23 protein-coding genes and 3 tRNA genes are annotated in these 21,344 nt (G+C 58.9%); 17 read left to right on the forward strand and 9 right to left on the reverse strand.

The features are described 5' to 3' along the window. Positions 1 to 148 precede the first annotated feature (148 nt). From I9185_RS06680 to I9185_RS06695, 4 genes are all read left to right on the forward strand, one after another. The gene (locus tag I9185_RS06680; RefSeq protein ID WP_210092635.1) at positions 149 to 1,924 is read left to right on the forward strand and encodes a diguanylate cyclase; all 1,776 of its coding nucleotides are present in this window, start codon (positions 149 to 151) and stop codon (positions 1,922 to 1,924) included. Between the two features lie 39 nt (positions 1,925 to 1,963). Next, the gene (locus I9185_RS06685) at positions 1,964 to 3,085 is read left to right on the forward strand and encodes an alpha-hydroxy acid oxidase (RefSeq protein WP_210092636.1); all 1,122 of its coding nucleotides are present in this window, start codon (positions 1,964 to 1,966) and stop codon (positions 3,083 to 3,085) included. A 160-nt stretch (positions 3,086 to 3,245) separates the two neighbouring features. Next, complete coding sequence (locus I9185_RS06690; protein WP_210092637.1) at positions 3,246 to 6,683, forward strand: pyruvate carboxylase; 3,438 nt, start codon at positions 3,246 to 3,248, stop codon at positions 6,681 to 6,683. A 79-nt stretch (positions 6,684 to 6,762) separates the two neighbouring features. After that, a complete protein-coding gene (locus tag I9185_RS06695) occupies positions 6,763 to 7,146 on the forward strand; it encodes an MAPEG family protein (RefSeq protein WP_171630974.1) in 384 nt (127 codons plus the stop codon). 15 nt (positions 7,147 to 7,161) lie between these two features. On the opposite strand, the gene I9185_RS06700 is transcribed toward I9185_RS06695, so the two are convergent. Further along, a complete protein-coding gene (locus I9185_RS06700) occupies positions 7,162 to 7,314 on the reverse strand; it encodes a hypothetical protein (protein ID WP_171167198.1) in 153 nt (50 codons plus the stop codon). Between the two features lie 150 nt (positions 7,315 to 7,464). Here I9185_RS06700 and I9185_RS06705 point away from each other — a divergent pair. From I9185_RS06705 to I9185_RS06715, 3 genes are all read left to right on the forward strand, one after another. Beyond that, positions 7,465 to 7,539: transfer RNA gene (locus I9185_RS06705), tRNA-Gly, on the forward strand. Positions 7,540 to 7,572: 33 nt separating this feature from the next. Continuing rightward, positions 7,573 to 7,647, forward strand: a tRNA-Gly gene (locus I9185_RS06710). A gap of 81 nt (positions 7,648 to 7,728) precedes the next feature. Then, complete coding sequence (locus I9185_RS06715; RefSeq protein WP_210092638.1) at positions 7,729 to 8,589, forward strand: GNAT family N-acetyltransferase; 861 nt, start codon at positions 7,729 to 7,731, stop codon at positions 8,587 to 8,589. Here I9185_RS06715 and I9185_RS06720 read toward each other — a convergent pair. Continuing rightward, complete coding sequence (locus I9185_RS06720; protein ID WP_210092639.1) at positions 8,586 to 8,825, reverse strand: Lrp/AsnC ligand binding domain-containing protein; 240 nt, start codon at positions 8,823 to 8,825, stop codon at positions 8,586 to 8,588. The genes I9185_RS06715 and I9185_RS06720 overlap by 4 nt on opposite strands. 154 nt (positions 8,826 to 8,979) lie before the next feature. Between I9185_RS06720 and hisB the strand changes: the two genes are divergently transcribed. Together hisB and hisH are read left to right on the forward strand one after the other, a co-directional pair. Next, positions 8,980 to 9,567, forward strand: coding sequence for an imidazoleglycerol-phosphate dehydratase HisB (gene hisB / locus I9185_RS06725; protein WP_210092640.1), 588 nt, complete (start codon positions 8,980 to 8,982; stop codon positions 9,565 to 9,567). Then, positions 9,568 to 10,206: an imidazole glycerol phosphate synthase subunit HisH gene (hisH, locus tag I9185_RS06730; protein ID WP_170343693.1), complete on the forward strand. Its 639-nt coding sequence runs from the start codon at positions 9,568 to 9,570 to the stop codon at positions 10,204 to 10,206. Between the two features lie 3 nt (positions 10,207 to 10,209). Here hisH and I9185_RS06735 read toward each other — a convergent pair whose 3' ends face one another. Then, positions 10,210 to 10,611 carry a DUF2147 domain-containing protein gene (locus I9185_RS06735; RefSeq protein ID WP_171722904.1) on the reverse strand — a complete coding sequence of 134 codons (402 nt, stop codon included), beginning with the start codon at positions 10,609 to 10,611 and terminating at the stop codon, positions 10,210 to 10,212. A gap of 134 nt (positions 10,612 to 10,745) precedes the next feature. Between I9185_RS06735 and hisA the strand changes: the two genes are divergently transcribed. Continuing rightward, the gene (gene hisA, locus I9185_RS06740; protein WP_210092641.1) at positions 10,746 to 11,468 is read left to right on the forward strand and encodes a 1-(5-phosphoribosyl)-5-[(5-phosphoribosylamino)methylideneamino]imidazole-4-carboxamide isomerase; all 723 of its coding nucleotides are present in this window, start codon (positions 10,746 to 10,748) and stop codon (positions 11,466 to 11,468) included. Positions 11,469 to 11,472: 4 nt separating this feature from the next. Continuing rightward, entirely contained in the window at positions 11,473 to 11,937 is a 465-nt protein-coding gene (locus tag I9185_RS06745) for a DUF2867 domain-containing protein (RefSeq protein ID WP_209832496.1), read from the forward strand. Between the two features lie 10 nt (positions 11,938 to 11,947). Here I9185_RS06745 and I9185_RS06750 read toward each other — a convergent pair whose 3' ends face one another. After that, complete coding sequence (locus I9185_RS06750) at positions 11,948 to 12,394, reverse strand: DUF302 domain-containing protein (protein ID WP_245223420.1); 447 nt, start codon at positions 12,392 to 12,394, stop codon at positions 11,948 to 11,950. Between the two features lie 226 nt (positions 12,395 to 12,620). Here I9185_RS06750 and I9185_RS06755 point away from each other — a divergent pair, with 226 nt between their 5' ends. The 4 genes from I9185_RS06755 to I9185_RS06770 all read left to right on the forward strand — a co-directional run bounded on the left by I9185_RS06755 (position 12,621) and on the right by I9185_RS06770 (position 16,668). Further along, positions 12,621 to 14,843, forward strand: coding sequence for a fused MFS/spermidine synthase (locus I9185_RS06755; RefSeq protein WP_348539718.1), 2,223 nt, complete (start codon positions 12,621 to 12,623; stop codon positions 14,841 to 14,843). A gap of 107 nt (positions 14,844 to 14,950) precedes the next feature. Then, complete coding sequence (gene hisF / locus I9185_RS06760) at positions 14,951 to 15,712, forward strand: imidazole glycerol phosphate synthase subunit HisF (protein WP_210092642.1); 762 nt, start codon at positions 14,951 to 14,953, stop codon at positions 15,710 to 15,712. Continuing rightward, positions 15,709 to 16,026, forward strand: a complete 318-nt coding sequence (locus I9185_RS06765; protein WP_171630951.1) for a phosphoribosyl-ATP diphosphatase — start codon at positions 15,709 to 15,711, stop codon at positions 16,024 to 16,026. Before hisF ends, I9185_RS06765 begins: the two co-directional genes overlap by 4 nt. A gap of 69 nt (positions 16,027 to 16,095) precedes the next feature. After that, positions 16,096 to 16,668 (forward strand): hypothetical protein, encoded by a 573-nt coding sequence (locus I9185_RS06770; RefSeq protein WP_171114881.1) that lies wholly within the window; start codon positions 16,096 to 16,098, stop codon positions 16,666 to 16,668. Here I9185_RS06770 and I9185_RS06775 read toward each other — a convergent pair. The 3 genes from I9185_RS06775 to rlmB form a co-directional block, all read right to left on the reverse strand. Further along, complete coding sequence (locus I9185_RS06775; RefSeq protein ID WP_171630948.1) at positions 16,665 to 17,135, reverse strand: CoA-binding protein; 471 nt, start codon at positions 17,133 to 17,135, stop codon at positions 16,665 to 16,667. The two genes, I9185_RS06770 and I9185_RS06775, sit on opposite strands and share 4 nt — an antisense overlap. A 196-nt stretch (positions 17,136 to 17,331) precedes the next feature. Further along, on the reverse strand, positions 17,332 to 17,790 hold the full coding sequence (locus I9185_RS06780; protein WP_171630946.1) for a YHS domain-containing (seleno)protein: 459 nt from the start codon (positions 17,788 to 17,790) through the stop codon (positions 17,332 to 17,334). 397 nt (positions 17,791 to 18,187) lie between these two features. Continuing rightward, a complete protein-coding gene (rlmB, locus tag I9185_RS06785; RefSeq protein WP_171630944.1) occupies positions 18,188 to 18,958 on the reverse strand; it encodes a 23S rRNA (guanosine(2251)-2'-O)-methyltransferase RlmB in 771 nt (256 codons plus the stop codon). Between the two features lie 116 nt (positions 18,959 to 19,074). On the opposite strand from rlmB, the gene I9185_RS06790 reads away from it, so the two are divergent. Both I9185_RS06790 and I9185_RS06795 read left to right on the forward strand, forming a co-directional pair. Continuing rightward, a tRNA-Tyr gene (locus I9185_RS06790) sits at positions 19,075 to 19,158 on the forward strand. 151 nt (positions 19,159 to 19,309) lie between these two features. Next, entirely contained in the window at positions 19,310 to 19,984 is a 675-nt protein-coding gene (locus I9185_RS06795) for a VPLPA-CTERM sorting domain-containing protein (protein ID WP_210092643.1), read from the forward strand. 79 nt (positions 19,985 to 20,063) lie between these two features. Here the strand turns inward: I9185_RS06795 and I9185_RS06800 are convergent, their stop codons facing one another. Further along, on the reverse strand, positions 20,064 to 20,585 hold the full coding sequence (locus tag I9185_RS06800; RefSeq protein WP_171114871.1) for a DUF2478 domain-containing protein: 522 nt from the start codon (positions 20,583 to 20,585) through the stop codon (positions 20,064 to 20,066). 70 nt (positions 20,586 to 20,655) lie between these two features. Then, the gene (locus tag I9185_RS06805; RefSeq protein ID WP_171722897.1) at positions 20,656 to 21,321 is read right to left on the reverse strand and encodes an NnrU family protein; all 666 of its coding nucleotides are present in this window, start codon (positions 21,319 to 21,321) and stop codon (positions 20,656 to 20,658) included. Between the last annotated feature and the right edge of the window lie 23 nt (positions 21,322 to 21,344).

Here is a 21,344-nt window from a genome sequence, read left to right on the forward strand (position 1 = left end):
GAAAGGGTTTGTTCACGGCTTGTTCACAGACTTTCCGCACTTCTTTTTGCATTCAATTCTAAACAAACACACCACCGCCCCGCACCCCCGTTAACTCTCTGTCAAATCCTGACTGGGATGTTTGGCACAGTGTAGTGGGAGCGGACAAATGAAACAGGCGGAACTGACGGGTCAATCCTCGAGGCTTAAGATGATGGGCGTGGCCCTGATGCTGCTCGCGCTGACGGCAGCAGCGGGCTGGGGAATCTATGCCGCCCCGGCGCCAGTGGTTGACCGCATGTTGGAAGCAGACCTGCGAAAGAACGCGATGCGGATGAGCCGCCAGGTCGAAAGCCATCTAAACGATCTTGAGCAGACATTCCGTTTTCACGCATTGACCGATCATGACCAGGAGTTTCTGGAGCTACTGCCCGAAACCACGGACATTTACCGCTTCAAGCTGTTTGATGCTTCGGGGCAGGTGTTCTGGTCGACCCGAGCCAGCGACGTCGGGTTCGTGAATACGAAACCCTATTTCCAGTCGATCGTCGCCGCTGGGGGCCTTTTTTACAAACACGAAGAGAAGCCGGTTACCGAAGTTGATTCCTTTGTTTTCGACAATTCCCGGGATACGGAACTGAGCAGCCGCCATGTGGCAGAGGTCTATACGCCGATCATCAAGGATGCGACGTTCATGGGCGCGATCGAGTTCTATTCCGACATAACCGACCTGCGGAACCTGTTCATCACGCGCGTTCGCCTGTCTCTGGCGCTGTTGAGCGGCGTCGCCCTGCTGGCGCTGACGACTGTCATCCTGATTGTCCATCGCACCAACCGTCGTCAGGTTCGCGACCTGCGCAAACGGGCCCAGAAAGAGAGGGAGCTGATGGACGAGCAGCTGCGCCTGGCCCGAGAGGTCCGTCTGTTGGGTGAGTTGAACGAATGGCTGCAATCAAGCCGGTCGCTGGATGAACTGTTCGACATGGTGTCTCGCTTCATGACCCACATCCTGCCAGAGGCCGAAGGCAGCGTGTATGTCTACTCAAACTCACGCGATGTGCTGGATGGCTGCGCCAGCTGGAACGGTGGAACTCATAAATCCCACATTCACCCCGAAGGTTGCTGGGGTTTGCGGCGCGGCCGGACTTACGAGTTCGGCGCATCCGAGATTGACTTTGTCTGCGAACACGCCGAACCGCATGACGGGCGGCCCTATTTCTGCTTTCCCATTCTGGCCCATGGCGAAACCGTTGGTCTTTTGCATTTGCGGGCACTTGAGGGGCGCGAAGACTGCTTTAACAAGAGCCGCAAGCTGGCCCAATTATGCGCCGAACAGATCAGTATGGCGATCGCCAACGTCCGCATGCGGGATCAGCTTCACGACCAATCGGTACGAGACCCCCTGACCGGGCTGTTCAATCGCCGCCATATGACCGAGACGCTGCGCAAGTCCATCAGCCGCAGCCAGCAGACGGGCGCCGCGCTAAGCCTGATCGCCGTGGACGTGGATCACTTCAAGAAGTTCAACGATACTCATGGGCATGATGCGGGCGACATGGTATTGCGCGCCGTCGGCGCCGCCCTGGAACAGGGGTGCGACCGGGACGAAGTCGCCTGCCGCATCGGGGGGGAAGAGTTCATGCTGATCCTGCCTGACAACAGCCCCGAAGATGCCATGACCCGCGCCGAACAACTGCGCCAGGCGGTTGAAGCCGTAACCGTCCGATATGGCGAGAAGGTATTGCCGCGCATTACGATATCGGTCGGGGTTGCACATTACCCGGCCCACGGCACCATGCCGCAGGACCTGATGCGCGCGGCAGACGATGCGCTTTATGTCGCCAAGGACAAGGGGCGCAACCAGGTGCATGTTGCAAGCGGCACCAGGAACAAGACCGAAAATGCGTCGCCTGAAAACCGGCAACCACCCAAGGATGCAGCTTAAAAAACTTGCCGAATCGCATGGCAGGTCGGATCAATCTGCATGGACTTGCACAGCACCTATCCCGGCATACCGGATCTGAAACACCGTGCGCGCCGTCGTCTGCCGCATTTCGTGTGGGAGTATATCGACAGTGGAACCGGGATTGAAACGACGCTGCACCGGAACCGCAAGGCGCTGGATGACGTGCGCCTCTGCCCCTCGATCCTGCATGGCGAGCTGGACTTTGATACGTCAAAGTCGTTTCTCGACGCTTCATATCCGCTGCCGTTCGGAATCGCGCCGATCGGAATGTCCGGGCTGGTCTGGCCCCGCGCCGAGCAACTGCTTGCCAGCGCGGCCGCAGAGGCGGGTATTCCCTATACCCTGTCGACCGTAGCCAGCCAAAGCCCTGAAGACATGGCACCGCATCTTGGGGACAATGCCTGGTTCCAGCTTTACCCGCCCCGGGATCCGGATATTCGAAAAGACCTGCTGAACCGGGTCCGCAAGGCTGGGTTCAAAACCCTGGTCCTCACCGCGGATGTTCCCGTTGCATCGCGCAGGGAAAGGCAGACACGATCGGGCCTGCGGCAACCGCCAAAGCTGACCCTGCGCATTCTGGCGCAGATCGCCCAAAGACCCGCCTGGGCGATGGGCATGCTGCGCAACGGTGTGCCGCATATGCGAACGCTGGACAAATATATCGAAAACCCCGGGAATCTTCCGCCCACGGCTCATATCGGTTACCTGCTTCGAACCTCGCCGGATCTGGACTATGTCAAATGGCTGCGCGACCACTGGGACGGTCCGCTTGTCCTGAAGGGTGTCCTGCGACCAGAGGATACGAGAAGGCTGGAACAGGTCGGTGTCGATGCTTTGTGGGTGTCGAATCATGGCGGTCGGCAATTTGACGCGGCCCCGGCCAGCATCGAGGTTCTGCCCTCTGTCCGGGATGCAACCCGCCTGCCCCTGATCTTCGACAGTGGTGTCGAAGGCGGTCTGGATATTTTGCGTGCCATGTCGCTGGGCGCAGACTTCGTGATGCTCGGGCGGGCTTTTTTATATGGTCTTGCAGCACTTGGCGCGCGGGGGCCTGCACATGTCATCGAGATTCTCAGGCAAGACCTGCATGCAAATATGGGCCAGATGGGCCTGGCAAGCCTGTGTCAGATTGAGAGTTAACGTTAAACATTTGATGCTGCGGCGCAGCAAAAGTATAATGGCGCTGCGATCATAGGGCGTTTGCGAGCGATAACATGCCGGTTCTACCCAGAAGAACGGATATACCTGCGCGTATTCTCCGCCCAATAAGACGCCCATACACAAAAGACCGGGACCTATCATGACAGACTTCAACAAGATCCTGATCGCCAACCGCGGCGAGATTGCCATCCGCGTCATGCGCGCAGCAAACGAGATGGGAAAACGAACCGTCGCCGTCTACGCTGAAGAAGACAAACTGGGCCTGCACCGGTTCAAGGCTGACGAGGCGTATCAGATCGGTGAAGGCATGGGGCCGGTTGCCGCCTATCTTTCGATCGACGAGATCATCCGTGTTGCCAAGCAATGTGGCGCCGACGCGATTCATCCGGGCTATGGTCTGCTGTCCGAGAACCCGGATTTCGTCGATGCCTGCGTCAAGAACGGCATCACCTTCATCGGCCCCAAGGCGGAAACCATGCGCGCGCTTGGCGACAAGGCAAGCGCGCGACGCGTAGCAATCGAAGCAGGCGTTCCGGTCATTCCTGCCACCGAAGTTCTGGGCGATGACATGGACGCGATCCGCAAGGAGGCCGCCGAAATCGGCTATCCGCTGATGCTCAAGGCGTCCTGGGGCGGCGGCGGGCGCGGCATGCGCCCGATCCAGTCGGAAGAAGAGTTGGAAGAGAAAGTGCTGGAAGGCCGTCGCGAGGCCGAAGCCGCATTTGGCAATGGCGAGGGTTATCTGGAAAAGATGATCATTCGTGCGCGCCACGTCGAGGTGCAGATCCTGGGCGACAAGCACGGTGAAATCTATCACCTGTATGAACGCGACTGCTCGGTCCAGCGCCGGAACCAGAAGGTCGTGGAACGCGCCCCTGCCCCGTATCTGAGCGACGAACAGCGCGCCGAGATCTGCGAGCTTGGCCGCAGGATCTGTGCGCATGTGAATTACGAATGTGCCGGCACGGTCGAGTTCCTGATGGATATGGACACCGGCAAGTTCTATTTCATCGAAGTCAATCCGCGCGTTCAGGTCGAACACACCGTGACCGAAGAAGTCACCGGTATCGACATCGTGCAGGCGCAGATCCTGATCGCCGAGGGCAAGACGCTGGCCGAGGCGACCGGCATGGCCAGCCAAAAGGATATCCAGCTCAACGGGCACGCGTTGCAGACACGGATCACCACCGAGGACCCACAGAACAACTTCATCCCCGACTATGGCCGGATCACCGCCTATCGCTCGGCCACCGGTATGGGCATCCGTCTGGATGGCGGCACGGCCTATGCGGGCGGGGTGATTACGCGCTATTACGACTCGCTGCTGACCAAGGTTACGGCCTGGGCCCCCACGCCCGAAAAGGCGATCTCTCGGATGGACCGCGCCCTGCGCGAGTTCCGCATCCGCGGGGTTTCGACGAATATCGACTTCGTCATCAACCTGCTCAAGCATCCGACCTTCTTGTCGAACGAATACACCACCAAGTTCATCGACACGACGCCCGAACTGTTCACCTTCAAGAAGCGGCGCGACCGCGGCACCAAGGTTCTGACCTATATCGCGGACATCACCGTGAACGGGCATCCCGAAACCAAGGACCGCCCGCGCCCGCGCGCCGACCTGAAGGAGGCCAGGCCTCCGGCGCTGAAGACCGAACCGCAGATGGGTACGCGCAACCTGCTGGAGCAGAAGGGCCCGCAGGCGGTGGCCGACTGGATGAAGGCGCAGCGCCAACTGCTGATCACCGACACCACCATGCGCGACGGGCACCAGTCTCTGCTGGCGACCCGGATGCGCTCGATCGACATGATCAAGGTGGCTCCCTCCTATGCGGCGAACCTGCCGCAGCTGTTCTCGGTCGAATGCTGGGGCGGCGCGACTTTCGATGTGGCGTATCGGTTCTTGCAGGAATGCCCGTGGCAGCGCCTGCGGGACCTGCGTGAAGCGATGCCGAACCTGATGACCCAGATGCTGCTGCGCGGCGCGAACGGCGTGGGCTATACGAACTATCCTGACAACGTGGTGCAGGAGTTCGTGCGTCAGGCGGCGACAGGAATTGACGTGTTCCGTGTCTTCGACTCGCTGAACTGGGTCGAAAACATGCGCGTGGCGATGGATGCGGTCGTCGATAGCGGCAAGATTTGCGAAGGTACCGTCTGTTACACTGGCGATATTCTTGACCCGGATCGCGCCAAGTACGATCTGAAATATTATGTCGGCATGGCGAAAGAACTGCGCGACGCCGGTGCGCATATTCTGGGCCTCAAGGACATGGCGGGCCTGCTGAAACCGGCCTCGGCCAAAATCCTGATCCGGGCGCTGAAGGAAGAGGTCGGGCTGCCGATCCATTTCCACACACATGACACCGCCGGTATTGCCAGCGCGACCATTCTGGCCGCGTCCGAGGCGGGCGTCGATGCAGTTGACTGCGCGATGGACAGCTTCTCAGGCAACACCAGCCAGGCGACGCTGGGCACCGTGGTCGAAGCGCTGCGCCATACCGACCGCGACACCGGGCTGGACATCAAGGCCATCCGTGAAATCAGCGATTACTTCGAGGCTGTGCGTGGCCAGTATGCGGCCTTCGAATCCAGCCTTCAGGCCCCCGCGTCCGAGGTCTATCTGCACGAGATGCCGGGCGGTCAGTTCACCAACCTCAAGGCGCAGGCACGCAGCCTGGGTCTGGAAGAACGCTGGCACGAAGTGGCGCAGATGTATGCTGACGTGAACCAGATGTTCGGTGACATCGTGAAGGTCACGCCGTCTTCCAAGGTCGTTGGTGACATGGCGCTGATGATGGTCAGCCAGAACATGACACGTGAACAGGTCGAGGACCCGAATACCGACGTGGCCTTCCCCGACTCGGTCGTGGACATGATGCGCGGCAATCTGGGTCAGCCTCCGGGCGGGTTCCCCGAGACCATCATCAAGAAGGTGCTGAAAGACGAGGTTCCCAACACGCAGCGACCCGGCAAGGACGTGCCTCCGGTCGATCTTGAAGCCACCCGCGCCGAGCTGTCCAAGCAGCTGGAAGGCAAAGAGGTCGATGACGAGGATCTGAACGGATACCTGATGTATCCCAAGGTGTTCCTGGACTACATGGGTCGCCACCGGATCTACGGCCCGGTTCGTACCCTGCCAACGCGCACCTTCTTCTACGGCATGGAGCCGGGCGAGGAGATCACCGCGGAAATCGACCCCGGTAAGACGCTGGAAATCCGGTGTCAGGCCATTGGCGAAACGGATGAAAGCGGAGAGGTCAAAGTGTTTTTTGAACTCAACGGCCAACCGCGCGTGATCCGGGTTCCGAACCGGTTGGTCACCTCGACCACGCAGGCGCGGCCCAAGGCCGAGGTCGGCAACCCGGATCATGTCGGTGCGCCGATGCCCGGTGTTGTTGCCACCGTCGCCGTAACAGCGGGCCAGCAGGTCAAGGAAGGCGACATGTTGCTGACCATCGAGGCGATGAAGATGGAAACCGGCATCCACGCCGAGCGCGATGCGACCGTCAAGGCCGTTCATGTGCAGCCCGGTGGCCAGATTGACGCAAAGGACCTTCTGGTCGAGCTGGAATAACCTGCCGAACCGGTTACAGTTCAAAGGGCCGCGCGAGAAACCGCGCGGCCCTTTTTTCATGCTGGAACGGAGACCCACCATGCTTGCCATCACCCCGATCTATGCGGCCCTGATCGCTATTCTTTACGTGGCACTCAGCGTCAAAGTGATCCTTCAGCGCCGCAGCGACAAAATCTCAGTCGGGGATGGGGGCAGCAAATTGATGATCAAGGCGATACGGACACATTCCAATTGCGCCGAATACGCCCCTATCGCCCTTTTGCTGATCGCCATGGTGGAATTGCAGGGAGCGGGCGGATTGCTTTTGCATATACTGGGCTTGATGTTGCTGGCCGGGCGTCTGCTGCACGCGTACGGATTCGGGCGCACGCCCCAGATCGTCATCCTGCGGCAGGCTGGCATGAGCCTGACGTTCCTGGCCATTCTGGTTGCGGCCATCGCCAACCTGATTCTGGCGCTGTAGGTCGGCTGGCGGGTGTTATCCGGTCAGATCCGTCGTCATCACAAGGGGCGCTTTCAACAAAACGGGCGTGATCCGGTTGTGTTCGTGATCGTCCGATTTCGGCATCGCAGTGACCAGCAAGATCATTGCGGCCAGCGCCATTATCTTCATGTCTGCAACAGAAATCATGAAAGCCCCTCTGCCTGTGTCCTTTTTTGATCCGTGTTCGAGATTGAACGGGCCGGATGCCAGGTTCCGTCGAAATATTTTTCCTCTTTTTTGTGTTTTTCCGCTTGCAGCCCCGCGTGGGAATTTATAAATCCCTCCTCACTCAACGGCGCGGGCGTAGCTCAGGGGTAGAGCATAACCTTGCCAAGGTTAGGGTCGGGCGTTCGAATCGCCTCGCCCGCTCCATTGAGAGGTCTTCGGACCACATATGTATCTGATGCGGGCGTAGCTCAGGGGTAGAGCATAACCTTGCCAAGGTTAGGGTCGGGCGTTCGAATCGCCTCGCCCGCTCCAGATACGAAATTCTCCATACATGCTGGTTCTTCACATGACATTGCGTCATTCTGGTTGCATTGCCCAACGCAGGATTCACCCATGTCTGATTACGTCATCCGCCCTCTTACCGTTGACGAGGTCCAAAAGGCCGTCGATTGGGCCGGGCGCGAAGGGTGGAACCCGGGGCATCACGATGCTCGTTGCTTCCACGGCACGGATACTCGCGGGTTTCTCGGCGGGTTCCTGGATGGCGAAATGATCGCTTCCATCTCGGTCGTTCAGTATGATGACGCGTTTGCGTTCCTTGGCTTCTACATCGTCCGGCCCGAGTTTCGCGGATCAAGCCACGGGCTGAAAATCTGGCAGCACGCCTTGGAAAACTGCAATGCGGGCAATATCGGCCTGGATGGGGTCGTCGAGCAGCAGGATAACTACCGCAAGTCCGGTTTTTCCTTTGCCTATAACAACTATCGTTTCACGGGGACTATAGAGAAGTTGCAGCAGGCTCTGACCCCATCAACCGGCGTTGATCCCCTGACGGCGGCGTCCGAGGCTTTGTTCGCCTACGACCGGCACCTTTTTCCGGCCCGCCGCGACGCGTTCTTGCAGGGCTGGATCAGCGCGCCGGGCCATATGTCCCGCGTGTATTCCGAGGATGGTCGGATCAAGGGGTATGCAACGTTGCGCCCCTGCCAGACAGGTTACAAGATCGGGCCGCTTTTTGCAGATCGCGAGAGCATCGCCAAAGCCCTGCTGGCCGGTTTGCTGGAAACCGTGCCACCCCACCATTCACAGGAGGCCGTTTTCATTGACATGCCTTTGCCCAACACGGCCGCGATTGCGCTTGCCGAAAAGCTGGGGTTGGAAAAGGTGTTTGAAACGGCCCGGATGTATTCCGGCCACGAGCCGGATATCGATCTGAGCCGTGTCTTTGGCGTCACCTCATTCGAACTGGGTTAAAAAGCCTTGAACGTCATTGTGGTCAGCGAGCGTTCGATATTGGGAATCACCAGCAGGTGTTCGTTGATGAAATGGCCCACATCCTCGGTCTCGGGGATATATAGCTTGAGCAGCAGATCATATTCACCGCTGGTGGAATGCAGTTCAGAATGGATTTCGCGCAGGGCGATTTCCTCGGCGACCTTGTAGGTGGTTCCGGGCTTGCAACGGATCTGGATGAAAACGCAGGTGGACATGGTTTGACCCTATCGGTTCGTATTGTTGACAAGCTGACACGGGGCCAAGCCGGGCGCAATCCCCTGCAACAGTTTGCAGCGTTCGCAACGCGCGGTCTGGAAAACCCCGACCTTCCCCGTCTATAAGCGCGCCTGTAGCAAAAGGAATTCGCCCATGCGCAGCGCAAAGATCAGCCGCCAGACTGCCGAAACCGAAATTTCGGTCGAGATCAATCTGGATGGCACCGGCATGTATGAAAATCAGACCGGAGTTGGATTTTTTGATCACATGCTGGATCAACTGGCGCGCCATTCGCTGATCGACATGACGATCCGCGCCAAGGGCGATTACCACATTGATGATCACCACACGGTCGAAGATACCGGCATCGCGCTGGGGCAGGCTTTGACGCAGGCCCTGGGCGACAAAAAGGGTATCCGGCGGTACGGAGAATGCCACCTACCGATGGATGACGCTCAGGTTCGCTGTGCGCTGGACCTGTCCGGCCGCCCCTATTTGATCTGGAATGTGGACCTGCCGACGCAGAAAATCGGTGCATTCGACACAGAACTTGTGCGCGAGTTCTTTCAGGCGCTCAGCACCCATGGCGGCATCACGCTGCATATCGACCAGTTGCACGGCTTCAACAGCCACCACATCGCCGAGGCCGCATTCAAGGCCGTCGCGCGCGCGCTGCGCGACGCCGTTGAAACCGATCCGCGCAAGGCAGATGCGATTCCGTCGACCAAAGGCGCGTTGTAAATGCTGACCGCCATTATCGACTACGAAAGCGGCAACCTGCACTCGGCGGAAAAAGCGTTTCAGCGCATGGCGCAAGAGGTCGGCGCCGGTGAGGTTGTCGTCACCTCGGACGCGGATGTTGTGGCACGCGCGGATCGCTTGGTTCTGCCGGGCGACGGGGCGTTTCCGGCATGCGCTGCCGAATTGCGTGGGCACAAGGGCATCTATGACGCGATGGTCGAGGCGGTCGAACAGAAAGGCCGCCCGTTTCTGGGCATCTGTGTGGGGATGCAGTTGATGGCAACCAAAGGCCATGAATACAGCGAAACGGATGGTCTGGACTGGATTGCCGGCGATGTCGTCAGGATCGAGCCGTCAGACACATCGCTGAAAGTTCCGCATATGGGCTGGAACGATCTTGTTCTGGACAGCGATCACCCGGTGTTCAACGGGGTGAAATCCGGCGATCACACCTATTTCGTCCACTCGTACCACTTCCGGGTGTCCGACCCGGCACAGAGATTGGCTTATGTGGACTACGGGCAGGAGGTCACGGCCGTCATTGGCCGCGACACGATGGTTGGAATGCAGTTTCACCCCGAGAAAAGCCAGGACGTTGGCCTGCGCATGCTGGGCAACTTCCTGACCTGGAAACCCTGAGGCTTACTGAACACGCGTCCAGGTTTGACCGCGGCAGATCAGACCGCCCGCCACACATCCCTTGACGGTCAGTTTGTTCTGGCCGTCCAGTGACATTTTTGAATTGTATGTCTTGTTCCGGTCCGGTGCCCAGATCTTGCCGCTATCATAGCTTCCGCCGCCATCGGGCACCATGTCCCAAATGATCTGCTTGCCCAGGTTTTCATATTCCAGCTGCTCGTTGCCATCCGCATCAAAGGCGCTGTCGATGGTTCCGCAGATCGCACTGCCGCATCCGGAAATCGTCACGTGCAGATAGCCGCCGGTATCACCGGGTGCAGTCTTCCACAGACCGTCGACGGGATCCGCAGCCATCGCGCTGGTCGCAAGAAACATCAAACCCGCTGCAAACGTAAATTTCTTCATGATTGTCTCCCTGTTTTGATGGCAGTCTGACCCGGCAACCAGCTGCGGGCAAGAATGACCCAGCGTCGCGTTGCATCCCCTGCCCCGCCTGTGCGATATCCCGCGCGTGCAACACAGATATAGGGCCGCCCGACATGATCCTCTACCCCGCCATCGACCTCAAAGACGGCAATGCCGTGCGCCTGCTGCGTGGTGAAATGGACAAGGCCACCGTGTTCAACGAAGACCCCGCCGCGCAGGCCCGCGCCTTTGTCGAGGCCGGGTGCGATTGGCTGCACCTGGTCGATCTGAACGGCGCTTTTGCAGGTGAGCCGGTCAACGCCGCCCCGGTCGAAGCGATTCTGAAAGCCTGCGACGTGCCCGCGCAATTGGGAGGCGGCATCCGCGACATGTCCACCATCGAGACCTGGATCGACAAAGGCCTGGCCCGCGTGATTCTGGGCACGGTCGCGGTCGAGAACCCCGATCTGGTGCGCGAAGCGGCCAAAGCCTTTCCCGGCAAGGTCGCCGTGGGCATCGACGCGCGCAACGGTCTGGTTGCCACCAAGGGTTGGGCCGAAGAAACCGACGTTCAGGTAACCGATCTGGCCCGCAGCTTCGAAGACGCGGGCGTCGCTGCGATCATATACACCGACATCAACCGGGACGGCGCGATGCAGGGCCCCAATGTCGAGGCCACCGCAGAGCTTGCCAAATCGGTCGATATTCCGGTCATCGCATCTGGCGGCGTGTCCTCGATCGCCGATCTGATCGCCCTGCGCGATTGTGGCGCAGCTTTGAACGGTGCCATTTCCGGCCGCGCGCTTTATGATGGAGCGATTGATCTGAAAGAGGCTCTGACCGCGCTCAGAGGATAGCTTTATGTTTCATTCGCCGGTAAAGCGTTCCGAACTGTCCGCGCACAGCCTGCTGAACGAACGATTCAAAACCGGCGACTTTCTGGACTGCTTCAGTGTTGAATCCAATCTTCCGCCGCGCCGGGCCGCGGAAATCATCACCGCGTTCCCCGGATGGGCGCTGGCATTGGTTCGGCTGCGCGGCCTGTTGGTGACACCCTTTGGCCTCAGCACGACCGGCCCGGATGCTGACGACAAGCTGGGGATCTTCCCGGTCGAACATGATGGCAGGACCGAGGTGATCGCAGGATTCAACGATCGCCACCTGGATTTCCGGGTGTCCGTCCTGTCGGAAAACGGCCGCATCTCGCTGGCCACATGGGTCCGACGCCATAACCTTGGCGGGCGCCTGTACCTGGCTGCGATCCTGCCATTTCACATCCTGATCGCGCGAAACGCGCTTGCGCGTTTGAAAAGCGCAAGCACATGACCCAAAAGGTCTAACCCGCGGCCGCAGCGGTCAACTTGGCGAGCGCACCGCGCATCTTCTCGACTACAGGTGACTTTTCGACGTCATCCAGCTCGTCCATCGTTTCCTTGGGGTCTTCATAGGCCAACCAGACCTGACCGTTCCCATCCTCATACGCCTGCACCTTGAGCGGCAGGAACAATCCTGCACGCGGATCGATCTGCATGGCCGGCGTGCCCAGCGCAGGATTGCCGAAAATCAGCACTTGATTGGCCGGAATGGGCGTACCGACCTTTTCCGCCCCGGCCGCGTGGTCGATACGGGCGAAGACAGTGGCCCCTGCGTTGCCAACCGCTGCTTCCAGCGCATCCAGCGCCTCGGCTACGGATTTGTTCGTTTGAACTTTGATGATGTCGTCAGCCATGGCGGCCAAAGCCCCTCCGAGCGAAAAAATTGAAGCAAGTATCAAGCTACGCATGTCGGTATTCCTTCTGTAATATTCACTCCAATTCTCACAGGTTTTGGAAATCTGACAATCACAAGTCTGGCATCAGCAAAGCTTTGCCAGAATTGATGACGCCCATTTTACCCTTGCTTTCGAGAACAATCCGACCAGAAGCCAAACATTTTACTGTGTTGAGCCATAATTCGGGCGGAATCCCCGCTTAACTCCTTCGTCAAATACAACAACCCGGGTGGCAAACGTGAGTATTTCCAACCTAGACGTTCCCAAGACGTCCAGAATCGCATCGGCAACCATTGCGATCTTCTGCGCGGCGATTTTCACGAGCGCCAGTCTGCTGTTCTTTGTCCAGCCGCTTTTTGCCAAACTGGTTCTTCCCAAGATCGGCGGTGCCCCGGCGGTCTGGACGACCGCAATGCTGTTTTTCCAAGTGGTGCTGATACTCGGGTATGTTTACGCGCACCTGTTGACCAAGTTTCTGCCCTTGCGCTGGCAGATCATCGCCCATTTTGCCTTTTGGGTGGCGGCGCTGACTTTCCTGCCGCTGTCCACCAGCGAAAGCTGGAGCTATGACGCCTCGACCTCGACCGCGCTGCAAACGCTTGGCCTGTTCGCCGTAGGTGTGGGTGTACCTTTTGCGGTATTGTCGGCAAATGCGCCCCTGTTGCAGGCCTGGTACGCCAGGTCGGGCGGGCCTTCGGCGGATGATCCGTATTTCCTCTACAGCGCCAGCAATGTCGGATCCTTGCTGGCGTTGTTGGCCTTCCCCCTGGTTGCGGATCCTTTTTTTGGCGCAGCCGAGATCAGCCGTGCCTGGCTGGTCGGCTTCGTGCTGCTCGGCGCGCTTTTGCTTGGCAGTGGCATGATCGCCTTGCGGGGATCACGGCACACGAAGCCGTCGGTTCAAACGGCGCTCAAGGCCAGTTTCCCGACCCTGCGGCAGATCGCTGTCTGGGTGTTCGTCGCCTTCATCCCCTCTTCCTTGATGCTGTCCTTCACAACGCGGGTTAGCACGGATCTGGGTGCTCTCCCGTTGATCTGGGTTGTTCCGCTGGCGGTCTATATCCTGTCCTTCATCATCGCGTTTGCCAAATGGAAACACCTGACGCTTGACGCCTTGAACCTGCCCATGCTGGCGGCGCTGGCGGCGGGTGTCTTACTGGTGTCCAAGGTGGTCAGCGAGCATGACGCGCCGGTGGTTATTCTGCTCTATGTCCCGGTGTTGTTCATCATCGCCCTTTTTGCGCACCGCCTGCTGTACGACATGCGCCCATCCGCCGAGCAATTGACCGTGTTCTACATCGCCCTTTCCATGGGCGGAGCAATTGGCGGGCTGTTCAACTCGATCGTTGCGCCGATTGCCTTCACACGTGAGTTGGAGGCGCCAATCACCATGATTCTGGCCGGAGGCTTGTTTCTTGTCCGCGCCCCGGGATTTGCCCTTCGCCATGTCATCATGGGCATCGCGGCAAGTGTTTTCATCCTCGTCATCGCAGGTGCGACACGCGGCGTCGCGGCGCTGAGCGCGGATATCCCGCGTGCAGGCGCGCTGTTCTTGCTGATATTCGCAGTGCTGTACCTGTTCCGGGCGCAGGCCATGCGTATCCCTGTGGTTCTTACCGTCGTTCTGCTTCCCGCATTTGCGGTAAAGAACAATCCGGTGTTCGAAGATCGCAGCTTTTTCGGCGTGCATTCCGTGTATTCAAGCAAGGGCTACCGTCTTTACAAGAACGGCACCACGGTGCATGGCTGGCAACGCGAATCCGAATATGGCACTCGACCCACACCGCTGTCCTATTATCACCCCGAAGGACCGATGGCGCAGGTCATCACGTCGGACTTCGGCAAGCAATCCAACAGCATCGGAATTGTCGGTCTTGGAACAGGTGCACTGGCCTGCTATCGGCAGCCTGCTCAAAACTGGGACTTCTTCGAGATCGACGCGACCGTTGACCAGATCGCACGCGACCCTTCGCTGTTCACCTATCTGTCGGAATGCACGCCCGATTCCGAGACCCATCTGGGTGACGCCCGGATCGTTCTGAAGCAAAAGCCTTTTGCCTTCGATATCCTGGTTTTGGATGCGTACAGCTCGGACGCGATTCCGCTTCACCTGATCACACGCGAGGCGGTAGAGATGTACACCAGCCGCCTGGCCGATGATGGGGTTTTGGTGTTCCACATCACAAACCGGTTCTACGATCTGGTCCAGCCTTTGGCCCGAATTGCCGACAGCCTGAACCTGACCGCTGCGCATCAGCAGCTGGCCGTGGGTAAAGAGCAGGTTGAAACCGGAGCCGCCACCAGCAGCGTTGTGATCCTGAGCCCCGACAAATCCCGAATTGAGAGTTTTGCACAGGATGGAAACTGGCAAATCGTCGAAACCGACGGAGCGCTGCCATGGACCGATGGTAAGGCAAACCTGCTTTCGGCACTGAAACTGCTGAAGAACCGGGATCACTAAGCCCCCCGCTCCGCCCATGGCCCGTGCTACCAGGGCCATGGGCGGCAAAACGTCTGTGGCATCGGCGGCGCTTTGTCGGTAAAGGTTCGGCAACGAAGGACGATCAGATGCTGAAGACCCGGATCATTCCCTGCCTTGATGTTGCCGATGGCCGCGTGGTCAAAGGCGTGAATTTCGTCGGTCTGCGCGATGCGGGCGATCCCGTGGAATCGGCCAAGGCGTATGACGCCGCAGGCGCGGACGAAATCTGTTTTCTTGATATCCACGCAACCCACGAAAACCGCGGCACCATGTTCGATGTGGTACAGCGCACCGCCGAGCAGTGCTTTGTACCTCTGACAGTCGGCGGCGGAGTTCGCACCAAGGATGATGTCCGCGCCCTGTTGCTGGCGGGGGCAGACAAGGTCAGCTTCAACTCGGCAGCCGTCGCCAATCCCGACGTGATCGCGGAATCAGCAGATCAATTCGGCAGCCAGTGCATCGTCTGCGCCATCGACGCCAAGACGGTCAGCCCCGGAAAGTGGGAGATTTTCACGCATGGCGGCCGCAAGTCAACGGGCATTGATGCGGTCGAGTTCGCAAAAACTGTTGTCGCCAAAGGCGCCGGGGAAATTCTGCTGACCTCGATGGACCGCGACGGCACCAAGGCTGGCTTCAACCTGCCCCTGACCCGCGCGATTTCCGATTCCGTGGATGTGCCCGTGATCGCAAGCGGCGGTGTCGGTAAACTGGACCATCTGGTCGAAGGCGTCACCCAAGGTGGCGCAAGTGCGGTGCTTGCAGCCTCGATCTTCCATTTCGGAGAATACACGATCCGCGAAGCCAAAGAGCATATGGCCGCCGCAGGCATTCCGATGAGGCTGACATGAGCATTCTGCACGACCTTGCTGCCACGATTAAGGCGCGTAAAGGGGCTGATCCCGATTCAAGCTGGACAGCCAAGCTGCTTGCAAAGGGTCCTGAGAAATGCGCCGAGAAATTTGGTGAAGAAGCCATCGAAGCCATCATCGAAGCCACAAAGGGCGATCAGGCCAAGCTGACCGCCGAAGCCGCAGACGTGCTGTATCACCTGCTGGTCATGCTGGCCGCCCGGGACGTGGCGCTGGAGGATGTTCTGGCCGAACTTGCGCGCCGTCAGGGCATCAGCGGCATTGCCGAAAAAGCCGCCCGCCCCAAAGGGTAACGGCCGGGTTCCGCGCCGCCGCAACGCCCGCTATACTCGGGCGTCAGAATGACAGGCCGAGGGCGCGACATGATCCGAATTTTGATGCTTGTGGCAACGCTTGCCATCGTTGCGGCATGTGCGGCGCCTCCCCCTTCGACCGGGGATGAGGTGCAACGCCTGACAGCCGAGATTCAGCGTCTTGGCCCGGATATCGATCCGGAAGAAGCCCGCCGGGCGGCGCAAGTCGCCTATTCCTATACCGCGCAGCTGGTGGACGAATACCAGATCACCGACCCGCCGCTGATCCACAATGCGAAGGTCAACAAGGGATTGCGCCCGCGTGGTCTGTGCTGGCATTGGGCCGAGGATATCGAGCGTCGTCTGAAACAGGAAAACTTCCAGACGCTGGAATTGCACCGCGCCATCGCCAACGCCGACAATCCGTTGAGGATCGACCACAGCACCGCGATTATCAGTCGCAAGGGTGAATCGCTGTATGAGGGCGTCGTGCTGGATCCGTGGCGCTATGGCGGGGTTTTGTTCTGGTCACCTCTGGTCGAGGATACCCGATATGATTGGGTCCCTCGGGACGTGGTGCTGGAAAAACGACGACAGGAACAGGTTGCCCGCCTGAAACCCTATCAGCCAGCAACGCCCTAAAGCTTGGACGAGATGATCCCGGTGGAAAACCCACCCATGCGCAGCTCGCCAAACAGGCGCTGATACTCGATCTTCGGACAGCGGTTCATCACGACGTCCACACCGCGGGCCTCGGCCTTGGCTGCCGCTTCAGGGTGTTCAACCCCGATCTGCATCCAGATCGTTCCGAGGGACGGGAACCCCTCCAGCGCTTCGTCCACAATGGGCGGCACGGATTCGGACCGTCGGAAGATGTCTACCATGTCCACGGGTTCGGATATCTCCGAAAGGCTGCCGCGTACCGTCTGGCCAAACAGGTCGTTCCCGGCATGGCCCGGATTGACCGGGATCACGTTGAACCCTTTCAACGACAGGTAGCGGGCGACGTAGTAGCTGGGCCGCACCGGGTTCATGGACACCCCGACAACGGCAACGGACTTGGTGCGTTGCAGAATGGTTCTCAGGTGCTGATCGGAATAGTCTGGCATGCCCTATCCTTAGCAGGGTTCCAAAAAGAAAAAAGCGCCCAAGAAACCTTGGGCGCCAGTTGTTGGAACGAGGGACAGTGAAATGACCCGCGGCAGTTCCATTCCGCGGTCACTGTGACATTTAGGCATATATTTGTTAAAAAAAAGAGGGGCGGCGCATTTTTGTGATGACTCTTCACAATTAGCTGATTCCCGCTCATTCGTGATAGAGGATTGCCGGCCAGTTTTCTTCAGCCAACTCAATGTATTCTGCCTGATCCTGCTTCCAGATTTCTTCGATCTCGATCGAGTGTGTCAGGTACAGACGACCATCCACGACTTTCCAGGCCTTGGGGTCCGAGCTCTTCAGAACGCCCATCGCCATTGCATATGAACAATACCCGCCGAACTGCGGCGCGAAAGCACGGGGATTGCTTTCGAACAGCTCGCGGTTCTCCTGCGAGGTGAAATGCCACCGCGCCCCTTTCCACATCACGGAATTCTCGGGCATGCCCATGATCGGCGTAGAACCGTCGAAATAGGACACGGCGTCATACCCGGCCAACGCCACCCCTTCGGTGGCGTAGTAAACGGGCCTTTCCTGCGCATACGTGGCAGGCGCCAGAAAAAAAGCGCACAGCGCGCCAAGTGTGGAACGTCGGGTCAGCATTGCCATGTCAGAATCTGAAATCACTGGGGAATCAAGATGCAATTTTTTGCTGCATGCGGAACCCCTGTTGACGTGGATGTGAACGATCTTCACCCAAAAACGTTCAATCGAAAATGTCTTCGATCACATCCCAGGCTTCATCGAACACGCGCGAGAACATGCTCTTTTTCTTCTTTTTTCGCTTGGCCTTCCGCGGAGGGGCATGAGAAACCGCAGATCGCACCGTTTTGGCAGGCGCGGCCTTCCGCTTGGGCAGCATCTTCAGATCGTGCAAAGGTGCGCCACAACTGGAACAGCTCAGCTCGTGCCGTTCTTTGCCCCTCAGGACCAGCGCAGCCCGGGTCCCGCAATAGCAGCAGGTCGCAATTTTGGATGGACCGGAAATAGCGCTCTCCTTTTTTTGTCAGGGCCGGGATGCATATAAGGCGATTGCCGCCGCATTTGAGACATTCAGCGATCCGAATCCCCCGGCTGCGTCAATTTTCACCAATTGATCCACGGTTTCCTTCGTCTTTTGGCGCAATCCCGGGCCTTCCGCCCCCAGAACAAGTGCGACGGGGCGGTCCCGACCGTCGCTCAGCGCGCCTTCGATCGTTACCTCTGCTTCACCATCCAACCCAAGGACCAGAAATCCCATATTCTGTAGTTCAACAATTGTGTCGGCCAAGTTGCGCATCCGCAGATAGGGTTGACGCTCCAGCGCGCCGCTGGCGGTTTTTGCCAGGGCCCCGGTCTCGGGCGCGGAATGGTGGCGGGTGCCTATGACGGCACTGGCACCCAGAACTTCGGCCGAGCGCAGAATCGCCCCGACATTGTGCGGGTCCGTAACGCGGTCCAGAAGGATAACGCGTGGATTTTCCCGACCGATGCAGTTTTCGGCCAGTCCGCCCCAATCCAACGGCTTCACCTCCAACGCGGCACCCTGGTGCACCGAGCCTGCATCGATGGGCGCCGAGAACTTGCGCGGATCAGCCATCTCGGGCTCGATACCAGAGAATTCAATCGCTTCCGCCAGTTTGTCCCGCGCATTGCGCGTTACGATCAGGCGCAATTTCTGCCGATTGGGGTTCATCAAAGCGTCGCGAACTGCATGCAGACCGAACAGCCAAACGGTTTCAGCAGCCGCGGCCTTGCGCGCCTGCTCCTTTTCAACGACCCATTTGGGTTTCTTCATTTTTCAGGCCTCCGGGCCGGGAATTCGGTTTCCTGCGCCAAAGCGAAATTTTCCTGTTGACGCTCCTTTGGTGCGCTAGTAATCACGCCTCCACGTCAGGTGCAACGCCTGACAGTGGGCGACAGGCCGCAAGGTGTGGCAGGGGACTGTAACTCCCTCGCGGAGACGCACGCCTGGTTCGATTCCAGGGTCGCCCACCATCTTTCCCGTAGAATTCAAAGATGGCCAGAACGCATTGCCCGCGCGAGCTTATGTGCATGCTTATGCGCAATGATGGCTGCAAAGACTCGTAAAAGTTGCGAAACAGGGCACCGCCCGCTAGTCTGTTCACGTATTTGCGAGGGACATGTTATGAGACTGCTTTTGGCGGCACTTGCCGTTTGTGTCGCAGGCGCAGCGAATGCGCTGACTATTACATTTGATATCGACTTCCCGAACGATCCGGTATCTGGGCCGACAACACACCAAGCAACCAGCCAAGGATTTACGTTTGACTACGCATCCGTTTACAACTTCGGTAATTTCATTAATTTCCACGATGATAGCGGGGTACTCACGACCACTATTAAGCCTGTCAATGGCGGCAAATTCACCGTGCAGACCGTTGATTTGCAAGGCTGGTCGCGAGCTTACACAACTGGGGCTGGACCAGCACCGGCTCACGGAACGCCTGAATACTATCAATGGCTGACTGGCGGGGCCACAATCTTCCCAACGCTAACCTTTTCCGGTTTATTGAATGGCACGGTTGTGGCCAATCAGACCTTCGGGCCAATGGCATGGACGACGCTGAGTTTTTCCAGCGCCTTTACGGCAATTGACTCGCTACTGGTGACCTACAACGTTCCGACATCACTTAAACACCAGTTCGTGACCACGCCAAACACGGCCTGGTGTCAGCAATATTGCGGCGAGTTTCACGTAGACAATCTAGTCGTTGCACCGGTCCCCCTGCCCGCAAGCGGGCTGCTTTTGATCGGGGCCGTTCTGGGCCTGTTCGGGTACCGCAGGCTTAAGACAACCTAGTTGCACCCAACATCAAAAAAACGGCGCTGATTGTTGGTCAGCGCCGTTTTTTGTTTCTTAACCAAGGGTTTGGAAGGTTCTATTCTGCCGCCGGGCGCAGTTCCGAGACCTTGTTGAACCACGCCTCGATTGCATCCAGATCCGCCGGAAGGGCTTCCGCTGCGCCATCCGCGAAAGTCTGGAATTTCTCTTCGTTCAAACCGTTCACGCCGACCAGCACCGGGATATCCATCGCCAGGGCTTCGCCGATCACGGGGCGGAATCCACGCCCATCGGATTCATGCTTGCCGAATTTGTTGATGATCAGCAATTGGGGCGCGCCCTCCAGCGAGGCAGTCACATATCCCACCGCCTGTTCCAGCGCTGCCGGGTCCAGACGGCAGCCGCGCGACTGGGTGCCCAGCGACTGCGAAATGCGGATGGTTTCACCGTCGGGAAGCACGCGCAAGTCCATATCGCATTTGCTGCTGTCGGCGCATTCCGTGTTTGTTTGCACGACACCGGCCAGTTTTGCTCCGGAGGCCAGCAGGCGGTCCGCAACGGCGCTCAGCAGGCGGTCCGTCGCGCCGCGATCGGTGGTGGTGACATAGGCCAGATGCATCTTGGATCTCTTGTAATTCGTTTGTGACGTTTCAAATAGCACGCATGACACCGCCCGGCCACTCCCTCGTTCACGGAAGCGGGGACAGGCCAATCACAGGGGCGTGCAGGTGAAGCAGAACCGCATAGGCGGCCAGCGCGGCAAGCCACACCCCGGGACGCGGCCAGGGCCGCGGTGCGCGCAGTGAGAACCGCGCCGTGTTGCGGGACAAGCGGACCCATTCAAAGCCCATTTCCCGCGACTTGCGCCGGTCGACAAGGGCCATGCCCATGGCTGCAAAACCGGCAAACAGGCCGAACAGAATCACATGTGACAGGCTGCCATTGGCAAGGAGATGTGCCACCGCCCACAGCATCAGCGCGGCAAGGATCGGGTGTCGGGTGGTGCGCAGGATACCGGGCTGCTCTGGGTCAAAGGGCCGATTGCCCAGCCCTCCGAATGAGAACGGGTTCTGAATGATCAGCCCCGCAACAGCCAGCCAGCAGACCACCGGCATGATCAGAACCGGCGCCCAGCGCAAAACCGCAAATGGCGGAATGACCTCGACATAAGGAGCGTTGGCAGCGGCGATGATCAACCACGCCAGGACGGCCAGCGACAGAACCGAATAGGCCGTGAAATACCCCCGGCGTCCGAGTGTATCGATCAGCCGTCCGCGTATGGCGGGTCGCACCGGAATCGCGTGGCTGAGAAGGAATGTGACGAGCGCTGCAAGGAATAGGACCCAACCGGTCATGGTAATCTCCGCGTTATTGGGAT

The organism is Ruegeria sp. HKCCSP346, assembly GCF_017872595.1.
GTDB lineage: Bacteria > Pseudomonadota > Alphaproteobacteria > Rhodobacterales > Rhodobacteraceae > Ruegeria.